Origin of the sequence: Algicella marina (genome assembly GCF_009931615.1) — a bacterium.
In the GTDB taxonomy this organism is placed as follows: domain Bacteria; phylum Pseudomonadota; class Alphaproteobacteria; order Rhodobacterales; family Rhodobacteraceae; genus Algicella; species Algicella marina.
Map to the genome: position 1 here is coordinate 1526991 of NZ_CP046620.1, position 16813 is coordinate 1543803.

A 16813-nucleotide genomic window follows, 5' to 3' on the forward strand; every position below is an offset into this window, starting at 1 on the left:
CCAGGTGAATTATATAGAAACTCATGTTTGCTGAACTCTTCAACCGGCTGATGGGCCCCGAACCTGCGGAAGACCGGCAGGAAGACTATCGCCACGCATTGGCGGCGCTGCTGGTGCGTTGCGCCCGCGCCGACGAGCATCTGGCGCCGGTGGAACTGGACCAGATCGACAGGATACTCGGACAACGCTATCAGAGCGGCCCGGAGGAGGCGAAGACGCTGCGCGGCGCCGGAATGGCGCTGGAGGAAGAGGCCGGCGATACGGTGCATCTGACGCGCGTGATCAAGGAAGCCGTTCCCTACGAGGAGCGTATCGGCATCGTCGAAGCGCTGTGGAGTGTGGTGCTGGCTGATGATGACCGTGATCAGGAGGAAAACGCCTTCCTCCGCCTGACCGTCAAGCTGCTGGGGGTCAACGACCGCGACAGCGGCCTGGCCCGGCAGCGTGTGCAGGGTCTCTGACCTTTACCTTCAATCCACCGGCAATCCGCTGGGTACGGTCTCGGGCCGGCCCAGACGGCCCTTGGTACCCTCTCCGCCCGTGAGGCTGTGCAGGAAGGCGATGATATCGTCGACCTGTGCATCGCTCAGACGGACCGGGGCGATGTCGATGCGGGCGGCGAGGCGGGCCATCTCCCGCTCATCCTGCTGGCCGATGTAGTCGACGGCCGTGAGCCAAGGGATTTCGGGCATGATTGCCTGCGCCGGCGTCCAGTTGGCGAGTGCGGTGGCCGGATCGAGATGGTGGCGGACGATACCTTCCAGCGTGCGGTAGGCGCCGTTGTGGCCATAGGGACCGGTGAGCGCGACATTGCGCAACATCGGCGTGCGGAAGCGGTATGCGTCTTCTATGCGATTGGTCTCGTTGAGACGGCCGCGGTCGCGAACGTTGGCATCGAAGGTACGTGTGCGGCCCGGACCCATCGGCGGCAGGGCGAGGGCGTGAAACTCCTGATCGGAAAGCAAACGGCCGCTGTGGCAGGTACTGCAACCGGCCTCGCCGAAGAAGAGATCGAGGCCGCGTTTCTGCTGGGCGGTGAGGCTGTCCTCGCCGCGCAGGAACCTGTCATACGCGCTGTCGAAGCTGCGCCATTCCGAATTGATGAAATCACCCAAGGCACTGGCAACGTGGCGAATTTCGATATCAGCTTCCTCCTCCAGTTCTGGATAGGCGGCCATGAGCATCTGCGCGTATTGCGGAATCGAGCGAACGCGCCGTGCCAACAGATCCCACGCTTCCGTCGGGCGGCGAGCAGCGGCGCGGGCGATTTCGTTGTCCTCGAGGTCACCGGCCATTTCCGTCCGCGAAGTCATCGGGAAGAGTGCCTGCGCGGCCATGATGTCGGGGATGTCGTCGGGCAGTGCCTTGTCGGCGGGACTGTCGAAATCATTGCCGAAGACATTGTTCTTCGAGAGACGGCCATCATGGAAGAACACGCGGATTTCGCTGGCGCCGAGGTTGAACAGCGGAGGCGCGTTGCGGGGGATGCGTTCATGGATCTTTGCCCTGCCCTCGCCGCTGACCCGATCCTCACCAATACCGACGCCGCCCTCGCCAATACCGAGCGACAGACCGTCACCGGTGGCCAGATCGTGGTGGTGACAGGTGCCGCAGGAGATGTTGCGGTTGCCCGACAGGATATTGTCGTAGAACAGCAACTGGCCTGCTTCGGCCGCCAGTTCGTTGAACGGCAGGAAGTGGGATTCGTTGAGATCCGGAGCCTGCGCGGCGCTTGAGATCGGCAAGACCGTGAGGCAGAGTGCCGCCAGACCGAGGAGAGAACGATGTTGAAGCTGGTTGCCATCGCCTGCCTTTTCGCCACCCCGGCGCTGGCCGACCTGGCCCGTGGCCGCGACCTGATGGAAGCGGGGCGGTTCGAGGAGGCGCGCGAGGAATTCCTTGAGCCGGCCCGCGCCGGCAACGCCGATGCGGAGCAGTTGCTGGGTGTGCTCTATGCGCTGGGGCTGGGCGTCGAACAGGATCATGCAAGGGCCTTCGAGTGGTATCTGCGGGCCTCGATGAAGGGACATCCGGGTGCGCAGGCCGGGGTTGGCTGGTATTACGAGACCGGGCGCGGCCTGCCGGCACCGGACCGGGTGCGGGCCTACATGTGGTACGTGCTGGGGGCGATCGGCGGTGACGCGGATGCTTCGCTGAACCAGGAGGAGATTCAGCGGAAGATGACGCCGGAAGAGATTGAAAAGGCTCATGTTCTGATCGACGACTACAAGGGGTGGCTTTACCCGTTCGAGTGAGGTGCGGCCTGTCGACCGCACCAGTTGTGGTTCAGTTCAGGTCGGCCGCGCGAGCCGCAGACACTTCGTTCTCCGCCGCTTCGATAGCGGACAGCAGCACATCGAGGATTTCGGCCCCGCCCTCGACGGATTCGCGGAAGCGTACATGGACCGGCTGCGCCGATGCTGCGAAACGCCGCCGTTCCGCAGGTGTGGGGGCGTAGAGATCGCCACCGCGATCCACGAAATCCTCGAACGCCTGGATGGATTTGCGCTTCGATGCGGCGAATGTCGCCTGTTGCAGGGCGCGAAAACCGTCAATGACAACCTCTTGCAAATCCTTGGGAAGGCTGACGAAACTGTCATTGTTCATCCACCAGAGCGCCGAGAGATAGGCATGACCGTCGAGGGTGACGTACTGGAGTCCGGCGGCGGGAAGGCCGGTGGACATCAGGTCGGTGATGGTGCCGGTGGTCGCCTCCAGACTGCCGGTCTGGAGGCTGTGGAAGAGTTCTGGGCGGGCAATGGCTGCCGGCTCCGCCCCGAAGGCTGCGGCGAGTTGGCCGCTGAATTCGGTGGTGGTGCGGAGTTTCAGGCCGGACAGATCCTCGGGCCCGGTGACGCGGCGGCGGGTGTTGGCGAAATGGCGCCAGCCGCCGCTGTTGCCGATCGTCATCAGGCGGAGGCTGTCACCGGATGCCGTCTGTACCCGTTCGCGCAGCAGGCGGGGGAAATTACCCTGCATGACCGTCTCCGCCACCCTATCGCTCTGAAAGAGGTATGGCAGGTCAAGCGCTTGCAACAACGGGATTTTTGCCGCCGCCTTCCCGGCGGTGGTGACGGTGATGTCGATGTCGCCCGTGGCCACCGCCTCCAGGCAGTCGGCAGCCTGTGTGCAGAGCCCGGAACCGATGTGGAGATCAACCTCGATGGTGCCGTTGGAGGCAGCCTCGACATGCTGTTTGAAGATGAACAGGCCGTCGGCATCCTCATCGTTTTCGCTGACACTGGCGGCGGCACGCAGGGTGAAATCGGCGGCCGTGCCGGGCGCAGGAACGGCCAGCAGTGCCGTCAGGACCAACGGCAGAAAGACGGCGCGGTAGGCGGGTTCTGGGGGCTGGCGGCGCATGTGGATTCGGTATGGTTCCGGTATGGTTTTGGTATTGCGACGTATTCACTCGGGATTATGCGCCTTTCCGGCGGACGAATGAAGCCCCATGGTGGATGAATTCGCGGGATCTGCCGGAAGCGAAGCTTGCCGGGGGCATGGTGCCGTGAAACGCTGGGTGCTGATCACAGGAGGAGCGAATGGCAGGTCACGGGTACGAGAGCGGACGGCTGGACCTGCCGTTCGTCGGCATCGCCACTTTCGGCAAGCGGGCGGTCTGCACTGACTGGTCGGCACTGGCGGCGGATGTCGCGGTGCTGGGCGCCCCTTTCGATGCCGGCACACAGTATCGCAGCGGCGCCCGGTTCGGGCCGCGGGCGGTTCGGGAGGCCTCGACCCTGTTTTCCTTCGGTCATGCCGGTGCCTATGACCATGAGGATGATGCGGTCTATCTGGGTGGCGACGTGCGCATCGTCGACATGGGCGACGCCGATATCGTGCACACGGATACGGAAGCGAGCCACGCCAATATCGAGACGGGCGTGCGAGCGGCGTTGGCGGCGGGGGCGCTGCCGGTGGTGATCGGCGGCGATCACTCGGTCAACATTCCCTGTATCCGCGCGTTCGAGGGACAGGAACCGTTTCACCTCGTGCAGATCGATGCGCATCTCGATTTCGTGGACGAGCGCCACGGGGTGCGGCATGGGCATGGCAACCCGATGCGGAGGGCGGCGGAGCGGCCGTGGGTGACGGGGCTGACGCAACTGGGCATTCGCAACGTGAGTTCGACGGCGAAGGAGGGTTACGAGGACGCGCGGGCGCGAGGCTCCGACATCCTGAGCGTTCGGCAGGTGCGGAAGCTGGGAGTGGAGGGGGTGCTGGCGCGGATTCCGGCGGGGCGGGTCTACGTGACCATCGACATCGACGCCTTCTGCCCCTCGATCGCGCCGGGCACCGGCACGCCGAGCCATGGGGGTTTTCTGTATTACGAGGTGCTTGAGATACTTCAGGGGATCGCCGGGCGTTGTGACGTCGTGGGTGTGGATCTCGTCGAGGTGGCACCGGATTACGACCCTTCGGGCGCGACGCAGATACTGGCGGCGCAGGTGTTGCTGAATTTTCTGGGGTTCGTCTTTCACGCACGCTCCAGGTAGGCGGAGGCGCTGCGCGCCAGGTCATCGACCTCCGGTTTCGCCTGCGGCGAACACCGGAGCCGTGGCACGTGTTCCGAGGTTTTGCCCGGACCGGAGGACGCTGCGACAGTTCTATCATTTTGCGCTTTTGCTGGGGAGAACCGGCAGGGCCGGTTGTGCCCGAGCGTTGGCGAGTCGCCCGGACGCGTCAAGGCCATGCCGCCTGCGGCGGTGCTGCGCAGCCTTGACCCGGCCAGCCGACTCGCGGCTTCAGCGGATGGTGGTGCCGGCGGCCCAGTTTTCCGACCTGAGGTGGCGGAGGATGGCGACGAGGTTGCGGTCTCTCTGGGCTTCAAGCTCAGCGATGGAGAAGTGACCGGATTGGGCGTCCGACTGTGTGGCGATGGTGGCGATGAGGTCGTCGTTCAGTTCCGGCACCTCGGTGAGTTTGGTCCACGGCTCCTGAAGGCAAGGGCCGAACTGGGCGAGGAAATGGGCCATGCCGGCCTCGCCGCCGGCGATGCGGTAGGTCTCGAACAGGCCCATCTGCGCCCAGCGCAGGCCGAAGCCGTGGGTGATGACGCGGTCGATCTCCTCCGTCGTGGCGATGCCGTCCCTGACCAGCCACAGCGCCTCTCGCCAGAGCGCCTCCAGCAGGCGGTCGCCGATATGGGCGGGAATTTCCCGACGCAGGGTCAGCGGCGACATGCCGATGCCGGTGAGGACTTCGGCCATGCGGTCGCGGGCCGGTTGCGGTATGGTTTCGGGAAACACGAGTTCGACCACCGGTAACAGGTAGACCGGATTGTAGGGATGGGCGACGAAGGCCCCTGCCCCGAGTTCCGACGGCATGAACCCGGAGGTCGAAGAGGCGACGGGGAGGTCGGTGTGTTCGGCGATCTCGGCGTAGATGCCGTGCTTGAGGGAGAGGCGTTCGGGGAGGCTTTCCTGTATCCACGCGGCATCGGTGACGGCTTCGGCGAGGCTTGTATGGGTGAGAGTGCCCCGTTCCGGCAGTGGGGCATCGTAGAGGGCGACGTACGCGGTGGCGGCGCGGGCGATGGTTGCTTTCACCGCCGCCAGCGCGTTCGGGGCGGGATCGGCGAGGGCGACATCCCAGCCGTTCAGCAGGAAGCGGGCGGCCCAGCCGCCGCCGATGACGCCGCCGCCGATGATCGCGGCCTTGCGGGCGCTCATACCGGGAACCTTTTGATGAGCTTCAGTTTCTCGCGGACTTCCACGGGTGTGAGGATGCGGGCGCCCATCGCCTCGGCCAGCCTGCGGGCGCGGGTAACGAGGGCTTCGTTGGTGGCCAGCTCGCCCTTTGCGAGCCAGAGATTGTCTTCCAGCCCGACGCGGATGTTGCCGCCGGCAAGGATGGCGGCGGCAGCGAAAGGCATCTGCGCGCGGCCGATGGAGAAGGCGGAATAGTGCCAGCCGGCGGGGATGTTGGCGACGAGGGCGGTGAATGTGGCGAGATCGTTGGGTGCGCCCCAAGGGATGCCCATGCAGAGTTGCAGCAGCACCGGGTCGTCGATCAGGCCTTCGAACACGAGTTGGCGGGCGAGCCAGAGATGGCCGGTGTCGAAGATCTCGATTTCCGGGCGGACGCCCAGCGCCTGGATGCGGGCCGCCATGGCGCGGAGCATGCCGGGTGTATTGGTCATGACGTAATCGGCCTCGGCGAAGTTCATGGTGCCGCAGTCGAGGGTGCAGATTTCGGGGCGGCAGTCGGCGATATGGGCGAGCCGCTCCTCCGCGCCGGCCATGTCGGTGCCGGGGGCGAGCGGCAGCGGCCGGTCAGGCGGGCCGAAGACCATGTCGCCGCCCATGCCGGCGGTGAGATTGAGGATCACATCGGTGTCGCTGGCGCGGATGAGTTCCGTGACCTCCCGGTAGAGGGCAAGGTCACGGGACGGCGCGCCGGTGTTTGGATCGCGGACATGGATGTGGACGATGGCGGCCCCGGCGCGGGCGGCGGCGACCGCGGATGCGGCGATCTGCGCCGGGCTGCGGGGCACGTGGGGCGAGCGGTCCTGCGTGGCGCCGGAACCGGTGAGGGCGGCGGTAATGAATACCTCCGTCGATGGGGTCAGGGGCACGGTGGTCTCCTCTCTGGCCGTCGGCTGCGGCCAGAGTGGCAGGGAATAGCGCGGGCCGCCAGACGGATGCGACGGTGTGGCGGCAGTGCGCGGCTTCAGCCGGCCTGTTTCCAGGCCTCGCCGCTGGTGAAGGCGACCAGCGCCTCGGCCGGCATCGGTCGGGCGAAATGGTAGCCCTGAAGGATATCACAGCGGCTGTCGGCGAGGAGGCGGACATGTTCCGCCGTTTCGACACCTTCGGCCACGACCCGGACGCCGAGGGAATGGCCGATCTCGATCATCGAGCGGACGAGGGTGAGGTTTTCCGGCGAGGCGGTGATCGGCTGAACGAACTGACGGTCAATCTTGAAACCGTCGGGCCGAAGGCGGATGAGGCCGACTATGGAAGCGTGACCGGTGCCGAAATCATCCAGTTCGACGCCGACACCCATTTCGCGCAACTGGTCGATTGTCCATTGCACGGCGGTGTCGGCGTCATCGAGGAAGATCGATTCCAGGAGTTCCATGGTCAGCGCCCCGGGCGGCAGGCCGGCGTCGCGGATATCGGTGACGAGGTCGTGGTCGCGCAGACGGTGGCTGGAGATATTGACGGAGACGCGGGGCGGCGTCAGGCCCGCCGCCTGCCATTGCTGGCGATCGGCGAAGACACGTTGCAGGACGGTGCGGTCAATGCGGCGGAGGACGCCGATATCGCCGGCGACGCCGAGGAACTGATCGGGGTAGACGAGGCCACGGTCTGGGTGCTGCCAGCGGACGAGGGCCTCGACGCTGACGAGTTCCAGAGTGCGGGCGTCGAATTGCGGCTGATAATGAGCAATGAATTCGCCGCGATCGAGACCCTTCAGGATCTCGCCGGCAAGCTGCGTACGCTCCACCATGCGGGCGTGCATTTCGGAGCTGAAATGTGCGCAGCGATTGCGGCCGAGTTCCTTGGCGTTGTACAGCGCCATATCGGCATTGACGAGCAGCGAACGGGTGTCTTCGGGGGTGCTGCCGGCGCGGGCGATGCCGATGGAAGCGCCGTAGCGCACCTCCTTGCCGTCGATCATCACCGGTTCATTCATCCGCGCGATCAGCCTTTCCGCGAAGGTGGTCAGTTGCTCTGGCGTCTGGCTGCCGACGGTGAGAACGACAAACTCGTCGCCGCCGACGCGGGCGGCAAAATCCTGTTTGCGGATCGAGCCGCGCAGGATTGCGGAAACATGGCGGAGGACGGCATCGCCGGCGGCGTGACCCATGGTGTCGTTGATCTGCTTGAAGCGGTCGAGGTCGATGTGCAGTGCCGAAATCTGCCGGCCCGCGCGGGACGGCTGGCCAAGTTCCCCTTCCAGAAAACGGTCGAGGTAGCGGCGATTGGGAAGTTCGGTCAGCGCGTCGTGAAGCGAGGCGTGTTCGATCCGGCTCTTGGCCTGTTCCAGATCGCGGTTGCGTTGCTCGGCCAGGTCGCGGGACTTTCGCAGATCCTCGGCGATGGCCTCCAGTTGCAACTGCTGCTGATGTTCGGTGGTGACGTCGAAGCGAAGGACGACGGTATCGCCGGTCTTGGCCTTGCGTTCCAGCAGACGGACGTGTTGGCCGTTGGCGAGGCGAACAAGCTTCGGGCCGGTTGGATTGCGGAACTCCTGCAGGCGATACTGGAAATACTCTTCCTCCCGTCCGATGGCATCGAGAAACAGGCCCTTCCGCAGGCCTTCGCGGAGCATCGACTGGAAAGTGACACCGACCTCGATCTTGTGGTCGAGCAGGCCGGTGAGCTGTTCAGAGGCTGCGTTCATGATTACCAGCCGGTCCTCGGTATCGTAGACCATGAAACTGTCTCCCATCGCCTCCACCGCGGCCTCCAGCCGGGCCTGCGCCTGCTCCGCCCGGCTTTGGGCGATCTTGAGGTCGGCCTCGGAGCGCTTGATGTCGGAGATGTCGATGCGCATGGCGACGGTTTCGCCGTTGTGCAGGGCTACATCCTTGAGCAGCACCCAGCGACCGGCCCCGGCCTCGACGACCCTTTCCCGACCGAGTTCCGACTGGCGGCGTTCGACGGCCGCGTCGATCCAGCCTTCCCTGTCCGGGCCATCGGCGTGCCAGACGCCATGATCGAGACCGTGGGCGAGGATTTCGGCGTAGCTGACGCCCGGCTTGATGAAGGGTGCGAGCGGCCCGTGGAGATCGCGATAGGCCGAGTTGCAGATGACAATGCGACCATCCCTGCCGTAGAAGGCAAAACCGTCGGTCATCGACTCGATGGCGCCGAGCAGGCGGGACTCGGCGGCCAGGGCTTCTTCCTGCTTCAGACGCAGGTCCTGCTCTGTCCGCTTCAGCCCGGTGACATCGTTGGCGACGCAGCAGAGCAGATGACTCTGCAATCGCGGATCGAACAGCCGAAAGGCATGGACGAGGTGTGTCTGGCGTTCCCCGGACGGCAGGGTGAGCGTGCATTCGCCGTTGAACGGTTCGCCGGTGGTGAGCACCCGTTCCTCGTCAAACTCAAAGAGGCGAAAGCCGGTTTCCTCCAGCAATTCCTGTTCGTTTCGTCCCGTGAACCAGTCCTCCGGCCTGCCGAAGCTGCGGGCAATCTCGGCGTTGACGAGGACAAAACGGCCACCGTCCTTGACGTAGCTCATCAGGCCCGACTCGTTGATCAGGCTGGAATAGCGCAGTTCGAGCGAGCGTTTCTCCGTCACGTCGCGGTGCAGCGAGACATAGCGTTTCAGAAAGCCGAGGTCATCGAGGATCGGCTGGTATTCGAATTCGCCGAGATAGACACTGCCGGATTTCGTGCGACAGAGAATTTCGCCGAACACCGCTTCGCGCCGGTCGAGCCCGGCCTTGAGACCGGCAAGCACCTCTTGATCCGCCGCCGGGGCGAAGAGGATCGAGGGGAGGTGCCTGCCCGCTATCTCGGAAAGTGCGAAGCCGGTGTGGGCCTCAAATGAGGAATTCACCCATGTGATCCGGCGGTTCTGATCCATGACGATGGCCATGTCTTTCGTTGTGGCCGCGATCAGCGAGAGGTCGTGAACGCGGTCATCTTCCTCATGCCGGCTGGTGATGTCGCGGAGCGTGGTAATCCAGAACTGGCAACGGCCGTCTTTATCGGCAACGGGATTGCAGGAGAGATGCGCCCAGAACCAAGAGCCGTCACGACGGCCGACGGCAACCTCGCTGTCAACCTGTTGCCAGCGGTCGAGCCTGTCGATGATGCGGGCGTGTTCGACCGGATCGGTTTCGGCACAGGCGAGAAGATTCAGGGTCTCACCCTCTATGTCGGCCGGTCCGTAGCCGGTGAGTTGTTCAAACGCGGGGTTGGCCCATGCGAGACGCAACATGGCACCGTCCGCCGGATCGGCGTGCGCGATCACGATGGCCTCGTGCGTGTAGGTGCCGATGTCGGCAATGAGTTCCTGCAGATCCATTTTCTTCCGGCGGTCTGGAGCCATTGGACTGGCATGGGAACGGTAAAGATCGTCTTATGGGGCCAGTGTTTCGGCAACAAATGTTCGGGGCAACGCCGGGCAATTGCCGCTTGGCAAAGGGGGGGTGGCCGCGTTAACTCCGCCAAAACCCGAGGGAGGACCAGCGGATGATCGTGTTTGGCGGCGAGAACCTGATTGATTTCATTCAGGAAGAGGGGGCGGAGGGATATCCGTTGTACCGGGCCATACCCGGAGGCTCACCGTACAATACCGCCAAGGCCACTGTCCGGCAGGAAGTTCCGGTAGGCTACATGACGCCCTTCTCCTCCGACAGTCTTGGCGTGCTGCTTGTCCGGGAGCTGGAAGCAGAGGGCGTGAAGCTGCTGGGAGCAACGTCAGAGAAGCCGACCTCGCTGGCCGTTGTCTCGCTGAACAACGGCCATGCCACCTATCAGTTCTACCGGGAAAATACGGCGGAACGGGATATTACGCAGGCGGCTTTGCAAGCGACGTTGCCAAAGGGGACGGAGGTGTTCCACGTCGGATCGCTGGCGCTGACCAACGGCGCAGATGCGGAGGCGTGGACCGCGTTTTTCGAGGAGGTTGCGCGCGCGGGAACGTTCACATCGCTCGATCCGAACGTGCGGGCGGCCTTCATCAACGACCGCGACGCCTATCTCGCGCGGCTGGAGCGCCTGTACAGCAGCGCCTCGCTGATCAAACTGAGTGACGAGGACCTTGGCTGGATCGCGCCCGGTGAGGACATGGAGGCGGCAACGCGGGCGATTTTCGCACGGTCCTCCGCTGCGCTGGTGGTGCTGACCAAGGGCGCCGAGGGAGCTTACGGGGTGACGAAGGACGAAACCTTCGACATTGCGCCGGTGGCCGTTCCGGACCTGAAGGATACGGTAGGCGCTGGCGATACGTTCATGGGGACACTGCTGGCGCAAAGCTCCCGGGCCGGGCTGACAGCGCCCGGGGCGCTGGCGGCGGCACCGGCCGGGGAAATCCGGCGGATCCTGGAGACGGCGGCGCGTGCCGCGGCAATCAATTGCGCAAGATCGGGCTGCAACCCGCCGCGTCTGGACGAGTTGGACGGCTGACACCACCCTGCCCCGGCCCCAATTCGTTCCATTCGTGACTCCGCGCACTGCCGGGCTGGTGATAGACTGCGACCATCCGGCAGAGAAAGCGTGGGGGCGCGAGGGATGTCACGGCAGAATTTCACACCCAAGCAACGGGACGAGATCTTCAAGTGGAATGCGGCGGACCTGATCCACTCCGTCTCGGGCATCATGATTGACGAGCGTTATATCCGACACAAGGAACAGGGGTTGGTGTATTTCTGCGAGAACTGCAAGTTCTGCCAGATCGACCGGATGTATTTCGACATCGACCACCTTGTGCCGGATGTGCAGTTACGCGGAACGGGCCATCGGTCCAACATCCCGCTGAACGCGATCGTGCTGTGCAAGAGCTATGAGACGGGCGCGCGCGGCTGCAACCAGACGAAGGGCGGCAAGCTGTGGCCACCGCCGAATGCGGGATTGGCGCGGACGCGGCCGGACCTCGATCTGAACTACATGGACATACATCTGCGTGACGCCAACACGCTGTGGCCCTGAAGGCGGGCCGGACCCGGCCGCGATTTCAGGATGGTACGGGCGGCCGGAATCGAACCGGCACTCTGTCACCAGAACTGGATTTTGAATCCAGCGCGTCTACCAATTCCGCCACGCCCGCAAGATTGGTGGAGCGCTGCTAGCATGATTCACCGGCGGCGAAAAGAGGGGCTGCGGTTCCATGATGCAATCTGTCATCCGGGGCGGCGCGAACGGGTTTGTTTGCCACCTCAGAGCGCATCCTCGGCGAAGGTGTCGCACATCCGCATGCTGGCGGACTGGTAGCCGCGGAGGAACCACGTCTGACGTTGCTCCGACGTGCCGTGGGTGAAGGTGTGCGGCATCGGCCGGCGGCCGGCGTTGCGCTGAAGCGTGTCGTCGCCGATCTGCCGGGCGGCGTTCATCGCCTCTTCGATGTCGCCCGGCTCCAGCGCACCGATGCGCTGCTGGGCGTGGCGGGCCCAGACACCGGAGAGACAATCGGCCTGCAACTCGATGCGGACGGAAATGCCGTTGGCCTGTGCCTCGCTAACGCGGGCGCGGACGCGATTTGCCTCTCCCAGCACGCCCATTTCATTCTGGACGTGATGAGCAACCTCATGGGCGACGACGTAGGCAGCCGCGAAGTCCCCACCGGCACCGAGGCGACGCTCCAGCGTTACGAAAAATGACGTGTCGAGATAGGCCTTGCGATCCGCCGGACAGTAGAACGGGCCGGTGGCACCATTGGCGCCGCCGCAGGGCGATTGCGTCTGGTCGCGGAAGAGGACGAGGACGGGTGGATCATATTCCTTGCCGAGTTCCTTTGGAAAGAGATCGGCCCAGACCTCCTCTGTATCGGCCAGAACGACAGAAACGAACTGCGCCGCCTGATCCTGCGCCGCATCCTCCTGGGCGGGTGTCGTTTCCTGCAAGGTTCCGCCGTTGAGAAACGGGGTGACATCAACGCCAAGAAAATAGGCGACGACAACGACGATCAGCAGCCCTGCCCCGCCCGCGCCCTTGGCGCCGGTGGACATGCGCGCGCCGCGTCGGTCCTCGATGTTTCGGCTGCCGCGCCGACCTCTCCATTTCATGCGGTGTCTCCCTTGTGCGCACTTCCCTGCGACGATGCATCAGCCGTGGCCGCCCGTAAAGAGCTTGACCGTATGGCAGGCGCATGATGCATGTGGCCAGTGGGCAAGAAGAGGCCGGGAGCGGGATGCGCGGACTGTACAATTGGACACTGATGCTGGCCGGGCACCGTCATGCGGTTCTGGCCCTGGCCTTGGTGAGCTTCATCGAAAGTTCCGTCTTTCCGATCCCGCCGCATATCATGCTGATCCCGATGGTGCTGGCACGTCCGGAGCGGGCGTGGTTTCTGGCCACCGTCTGTGCCGCCGCTTCCGTGCTCGGCGGGGCGCTTGGCTACTGGATCGGGGCGGAACTGTTCGACAGCGTCGGCCGGCCAGTGCTCGAATTCTATGGAAAGATGGACAAGTTCGACGCCTTCAGTGCGCGCTTCAATGCCGTGGGTGCCTGGGCGGTACTGTTCGCCGGTGTCACACCCTTCCCGTACAAGGTGATTACCATAACCTCCGGGGCGACGGGGCTGAATTTCACTGTCTTCATGATCGCGTCGATGATAGCGCGCAGTTTCATCTTTTTCGTCATCGCCGGTCTGTTGTGGAAGTTCGGCCCGCCGATACGGGGCTTCATCGAAAAACGGTTCGGGCTGGTGGTCACGATCTTTTTTATTGCCCTGGTGGGCGGTTTCGCGGCTATCAGGTTCCTATGACGTCCCGACACCTTGCCCTCCTCGCCACTGGCGGCTCTCTGGCCCTGTTGCTTGGCGCCCTCGCATTCCAGCATGTGGGCGGGCTGGCACCGTGCAAGATGTGCATCTGGCAGCGCTGGCCGCATGCCGCGGCGGTGCTGCTGGGTGCAGTGTTCCTGCTGGCGGGCTGGCGGCCAGCGTTGTTGATGGCCGCGCTGGCGGCATTGGTGACGGCGGGGATCGGCGCGTTTCATGCCGGCGTTGAACAGGGCTGGTGGGAAGGACCGACCACCTGCACCTCCGGCCCGGTGGGCAACCTGTCCGCCGAAGAATTGATGGACCAGATCCTGACGGCGCCTTTGGTGCGCTGCGACGAGATCGCGTGGTCCCTTGCCGGGATCTCGATGGCAGGGTGGAACGCGATCCTCTCCATGGTGCTGGTCATCGTGTGGCTCATGGCGGCACGGCGCGGCTGAGACGCGCATCCGGTTTTCTCTTAACTCATCCGCAAGGGCTTGCCGCTAACACGGCCATGAAGGCTGCCTGCCCGTTCCGACGGGCGTGCGGCTCGGACCGTAATGGATTGCAAGGAGGACGGAGAGACGATGTCTCGTTTGTCGATTTCCGGAAAACTGCGGCTCTTGCAGGTGGCGGTGCTGGTGTGCGTAGGGTTGATGACGGCTTCGATGCTGTGGGTCCGGGTGGCCAACACGCAGGCCGCAACTGCTGCCGCGCAGAGCGAGGCGCTGAGCGCGGCTGTGGAAGAGATGCAGCGCCTGCTGGGCAGCATCGAAACCAATACGGCACTGGGAATGGTGTGGACGGTCGACACGACCGGCAAGCGCAAGGCGGAAGCGCTGGCGCAACGGGAAACCGACAAGGCGGCACTGGCCGACCTGATCCGCGGAACCATCGCGGGCGCTGGCATCCTGCCGGATGAGACGCTCGCCGAGCTGGAAACCGCGATGATCACGGCCGCGACGGCGGCGGATGCCGCGCTGGACGCCTATGAGACAAACACGTTCATGGCCGGCATGCATCTGACAACCTATGCCACCCAGAAAGCGATGGCTCAGGAGATCCTCGACCCGGTGCGTGCACGGGTTCAGACCGATTCCCGGCAGGCACTGATGGCGCAGAAAGCGACGTACCAGAGGGGCTTCAACGTCCTCCTTTTGCTGGGCGGGGCGACAATCGCCATCTGCGGGGCGTTGCTGGAGGCGACGCGGCGCAACATAGGGGCCAGCCTCACCAGCGTGAACGGAGTTTTACGGCGGATCGCGCAGGACGATGTAGAGGCGGAGGTGCCGAGTGCCCTGCCCGGAACCGAGGTCGGCATGCTGGTAGAAGCCGCCAGCATCTTCCGTGACAAGGCCAAGCAACGTTTGCGGCTGGAGGCGGAGCGGCAGGCCGAGCAGAAGGCAACGCAGGCGCGGAGCCAGGCGGCGGAACACCTTCAGGCGGAACTGCGCCGGGTGATCGGGCGGGCCGTGGCCGGTGACTTCTCCGACCGGATCGCCGCGCAGCCGGACGATGACGCCGGTGGTGAAATCGGGCGCCAGATCAACGCGCTGTTCGACACGCTTGACGGATCGCTGGCGCAAGTGCGCGATGTGATGAAGCGACTGGCCCAGAAGGATCTTCGGCATCTGTTAAACGGCAGTTTCGACGGTGTGTTCGCCGATCTGCAGAGCGACGTGAACGCCACGGTCACGCAGTTGCAGGATCTGGTGAACGGTTTGCAGGATGCGTCGGCCGGGGTGCGCACCTCCTCCGACGAAATCGACCGGCAGGCACGCAGCCTTGCCGAGAAGGTCGTGGGCCAGGCGGCGGCGCTGGAGGAGACGGCGGCGACCACCGAGGAAATGGCTTCCAGCGTGCGGACCAATACCGAGATGCTGAAAGAGACGGCGACGATGGCGAGCGGCGTGACCGCCGATGCCGATCAGGGCCGCGAGACTGTGAAAACTGCAAAGGCGGCCATGAGCCGGATCGAGGAAAGTTCGGGCCGGATCAACGACATCCTGACGGTGATCGAATCAATCTCATTCCAGACCAATCTTCTGGCTCTCAACGCCGCCGTCGAAGCTGCCCGGGCGGGCGAGGCCGGCAAGGGCTTCGCCGTGGTGGCCTCGGAAGTGCGGACACTGGCGCAGCGCTCCGCCGACGCGGCCCACGACATCGCAGCGGTGATCAAGGAGAGCGGCGAGACCGTCGCCGATGGCGTGGCGCTGGTGGAGAAGACCGGTCAGGCGCTGGACAAGATCGCCGAGTCCGCGGTCGGGATGGCAGAAAGCATCCGGCAGGTCTCGGAAGCCGGTATCGAGCAGGCCAACGGGGTGTCGGAGATCAACCAGTCGATTGCCAGCCTGGATAGCGCAACGCAGCACAATTCCGTCATTGCCGACCAGACGGCAAGCGTGGCGCAGAAACTGGTGAGCGATGCCAACTGCCTGGACGAGATGTTGACCTCGTTCCTGATGGCCGAACGGGACACCCGGGTGAAGGCGGCGTGACATTGACACCGGAAGGGAGCGGGCTGACCGAAGCGGTGCCGGGTGGAAAATTCGGGACTGCGAGACGCTCTTCGGAGCGGTACAGAAAACGGGATTCTTCTCGTGTTTTCAAATAACTGACGTGGCGCACTGAAGTGTCAGGCCTCCAGTTCCGCGTCCCAGTACAGATAGTCCATCCAACTTTCGTGCAGGTGGTTGGGCGGGAATTTGCGGCCGATGTTCTGCAATTGCATCGGGTCCGGGCGCACGGGCGGTTTTCGCAGGTGCATGTTTGCCTGCCGCAAGGTCTTCGACCCTTTCCTGAGATTGCACGGGCCGCAGGCCGCGACCACGTTTTCCCAGGATGTCTTGCCGCCACGGGCGCGCGGCATCACGTGATCGAAGGTCATGTCGCCCTTGGAGCCGCAATACTGGCAGGTGAATTCATCCCTCAGAAACAGATTGAAGCGCGTGAAGGCAGTGGACTTCGCCGGACGCACATAATCGCGCAGGACGACAACGGAAGGTATTTGCATCTCCAGCGAGGGCGAACGGACGACATCGTCATAGACGGACACCACAGTCACTCTGTCGAGGAAGGCAGCCTTCACGGCCTCCTGCCACGGCCAGAGTGAAAGCGGCAGATAGGAAAGCGGCCGGTAATCGGCATTCAGTACCAGCGCCGGGTGATCCCGCGTTCCCGCAGGATTACGTATGAAACTGGGTTGCGTCGCGGTTTGCATTGGAGACTCGTTCCTTTGTCCTGCTCGGCCCTTTTTTTGGCGGCGGACGGGACGAGCCCGTCCCTGTTAACAAGTTCAACTATATCTCGGGTTTGCAGCCGCGCAACCCTCTAGATGCTGAGCTCGTATGGCTTATGCCGGGAGGTTATCCACAGCGTTCAACCGTTTTATGACACGGTGCATTCTAGCCCGTTGCAAAGCGAAGCCCAT

Annotated in this window: 14 protein-coding genes, 1 tRNA gene and 1 pseudogene; 8 read left to right on the forward strand and 8 right to left on the reverse strand. The window is 64.1% G+C overall.

All coding sequences use genetic code 11. The annotated features are described in order from the left end of the window. Window positions 1-23: 23 nt before the first annotated feature. On the forward strand, window positions 24-461 hold the full coding sequence (locus tag GO499_RS07630; protein WP_161861642.1) for a tellurite resistance TerB family protein: 438 nt from the start codon (window positions 24-26) through the stop codon (window positions 459-461). A gap of 9 nt (window positions 462-470) precedes the next feature. On the opposite strand, the gene GO499_RS07635 is transcribed toward GO499_RS07630, so the two are convergent. Beyond that, on the reverse strand, window positions 471-1745 hold the full coding sequence (locus GO499_RS07635; RefSeq protein WP_284154926.1) for a cytochrome-c peroxidase: 1275 nt from the start codon (window positions 1743-1745) through the stop codon (window positions 471-473). 39 nt (window positions 1746-1784) lie between these two features. Between GO499_RS07635 and GO499_RS07640 the strand changes: the two genes are divergently transcribed. Further along, window positions 1785-2255: a tetratricopeptide repeat protein gene (locus GO499_RS07640; RefSeq protein ID WP_161861643.1), complete on the forward strand. Its 471-nt coding sequence runs from the start codon at window positions 1785-1787 to the stop codon at window positions 2253-2255. Window positions 2256-2286: 31 nt separating this feature from the next. Here the strand turns inward: GO499_RS07640 and dctP are convergent, their stop codons facing one another. Continuing rightward, window positions 2287-3363 (reverse strand): TRAP transporter substrate-binding protein DctP, encoded by a 1077-nt coding sequence (gene dctP / locus GO499_RS07645; RefSeq protein WP_161861644.1) that lies wholly within the window; start codon window positions 3361-3363, stop codon window positions 2287-2289. 179 nt (window positions 3364-3542) lie between these two features. Here dctP and speB point away from each other — a divergent pair, with 179 nt between their 5' ends. Next, window positions 3543-4496 (forward strand): agmatinase, encoded by a 954-nt coding sequence (speB, locus tag GO499_RS07650; protein WP_161861645.1) that lies wholly within the window; start codon window positions 3543-3545, stop codon window positions 4494-4496. 255 nt (window positions 4497-4751) lie between these two features. Here speB and GO499_RS07655 read toward each other — a convergent pair. The 3 genes and pseudogenes from GO499_RS07655 to GO499_RS07665 form a co-directional block, all read right to left on the reverse strand. After that, a pseudogene (locus tag GO499_RS07655) lies at window positions 4752-5672 on the reverse strand (3-hydroxyacyl-CoA dehydrogenase NAD-binding domain-containing protein); the annotation flags it as partial. Continuing rightward, complete coding sequence (locus GO499_RS07660; RefSeq protein WP_161861647.1) at window positions 5669-6577, reverse strand: beta-keto acid cleavage family enzyme; 909 nt, start codon at window positions 6575-6577, stop codon at window positions 5669-5671. The gene GO499_RS07660 and the pseudogene GO499_RS07655, both read right to left, overlap by 4 nt. A 95-nt stretch (window positions 6578-6672) precedes the next feature. Continuing rightward, a complete protein-coding gene (locus GO499_RS07665) occupies window positions 6673-9987 on the reverse strand; it encodes a sensor domain-containing protein (RefSeq protein ID WP_161861648.1) in 3315 nt (1104 codons plus the stop codon). A gap of 167 nt (window positions 9988-10154) precedes the next feature. Here GO499_RS07665 and GO499_RS07670 point away from each other — a divergent pair, with 167 nt between their 5' ends. Both GO499_RS07670 and GO499_RS07675 read left to right on the forward strand, forming a co-directional pair. Beyond that, the gene (locus tag GO499_RS07670; RefSeq protein ID WP_161861649.1) at window positions 10155-11090 is read left to right on the forward strand and encodes a carbohydrate kinase family protein; all 936 of its coding nucleotides are present in this window, start codon (window positions 10155-10157) and stop codon (window positions 11088-11090) included. A 105-nt stretch (window positions 11091-11195) separates the two neighbouring features. Then, window positions 11196-11612, forward strand: coding sequence for a hypothetical protein (locus GO499_RS07675; RefSeq protein WP_161861650.1), 417 nt, complete (start codon window positions 11196-11198; stop codon window positions 11610-11612). Between the two features lie 31 nt (window positions 11613-11643). On the opposite strand, the gene GO499_RS07680 is transcribed toward GO499_RS07675, so the two are convergent. Continuing rightward, window positions 11644-11730: transfer RNA gene (locus GO499_RS07680), tRNA-Leu, on the reverse strand. 109 nt (window positions 11731-11839) lie between these two features. Next, complete coding sequence (ypfJ, locus tag GO499_RS07685; RefSeq protein ID WP_161861651.1) at window positions 11840-12685, reverse strand: KPN_02809 family neutral zinc metallopeptidase; 846 nt, start codon at window positions 12683-12685, stop codon at window positions 11840-11842. A 125-nt stretch (window positions 12686-12810) separates the two neighbouring features. Between ypfJ and GO499_RS07690 the strand changes: the two genes are divergently transcribed. From GO499_RS07690 to GO499_RS07700, 3 genes are all read left to right on the forward strand, one after another. Then, entirely contained in the window at window positions 12811-13386 is a 576-nt protein-coding gene (locus GO499_RS07690) for a YqaA family protein (RefSeq protein ID WP_161861652.1), read from the forward strand. Continuing rightward, the gene (locus GO499_RS07695) at window positions 13383-13841 is read left to right on the forward strand and encodes a disulfide bond formation protein B (protein WP_161861653.1); all 459 of its coding nucleotides are present in this window, start codon (window positions 13383-13385) and stop codon (window positions 13839-13841) included. Before GO499_RS07690 ends, GO499_RS07695 begins: the two co-directional genes overlap by 4 nt. 129 nt (window positions 13842-13970) lie before the next feature. Next, window positions 13971-15881 carry a methyl-accepting chemotaxis protein gene (locus tag GO499_RS07700; protein ID WP_161861654.1) on the forward strand — a complete coding sequence of 637 codons (1911 nt, stop codon included), beginning with the start codon at window positions 13971-13973 and terminating at the stop codon, window positions 15879-15881. Window positions 15882-16018: 137 nt separating this feature from the next. Here GO499_RS07700 and GO499_RS07705 read toward each other — a convergent pair whose 3' ends face one another. After that, entirely contained in the window at window positions 16019-16603 is a 585-nt protein-coding gene (locus GO499_RS07705) for an HNH endonuclease (protein WP_161861655.1), read from the reverse strand. Window positions 16604-16813 lie beyond the last annotated feature (210 nt).

What these genes read in the sequence shown, in the direction of transcription:
- GO499_RS07705 (WP_161861655.1), bottom strand. Translation starts at nt 16,603, where the DNA reads ATGCAAACCGCGACGCAACCCAGTTTCATACGTAATCCTGCGGGAACG.
- dctP (WP_161861644.1), bottom strand. Translation starts at nt 3,363, where the DNA reads ATGCGCCGCCAGCCCCCAGAACCCGCCTACCGCGCCGTCTTTCTGCCG.
- GO499_RS07695 (WP_161861653.1), top strand. Translation starts at nt 13,383, where the DNA reads ATGACGTCCCGACACCTTGCCCTCCTCGCCACTGGCGGCTCTCTGGCC.
- ypfJ (WP_161861651.1), bottom strand. Translation starts at nt 12,685, where the DNA reads ATGAAATGGAGAGGTCGGCGCGGCAGCCGAAACATCGAGGACCGACGC.
- GO499_RS07700 (WP_161861654.1), top strand. Translation starts at nt 13,971, where the DNA reads ATGTCTCGTTTGTCGATTTCCGGAAAACTGCGGCTCTTGCAGGTGGCG.
- GO499_RS07630 (WP_161861642.1), top strand. Translation starts at nt 24, where the DNA reads ATGTTTGCTGAACTCTTCAACCGGCTGATGGGCCCCGAACCTGCGGAA.
- GO499_RS07690 (WP_161861652.1), top strand. Translation starts at nt 12,811, where the DNA reads ATGCGCGGACTGTACAATTGGACACTGATGCTGGCCGGGCACCGTCAT.
- speB (WP_161861645.1), top strand. Translation starts at nt 3,543, where the DNA reads ATGGCAGGTCACGGGTACGAGAGCGGACGGCTGGACCTGCCGTTCGTC.
- GO499_RS07675 (WP_161861650.1), top strand. Translation starts at nt 11,196, where the DNA reads ATGTCACGGCAGAATTTCACACCCAAGCAACGGGACGAGATCTTCAAG.
- GO499_RS07665 (WP_161861648.1), bottom strand. Translation starts at nt 9,987, where the DNA reads ATGGATCTGCAGGAACTCATTGCCGACATCGGCACCTACACGCACGAG.
- GO499_RS07670 (WP_161861649.1), top strand. Translation starts at nt 10,155, where the DNA reads ATGATCGTGTTTGGCGGCGAGAACCTGATTGATTTCATTCAGGAAGAG.
- GO499_RS07640 (WP_161861643.1), top strand. Translation starts at nt 1,785, where the DNA reads ATGTTGAAGCTGGTTGCCATCGCCTGCCTTTTCGCCACCCCGGCGCTG.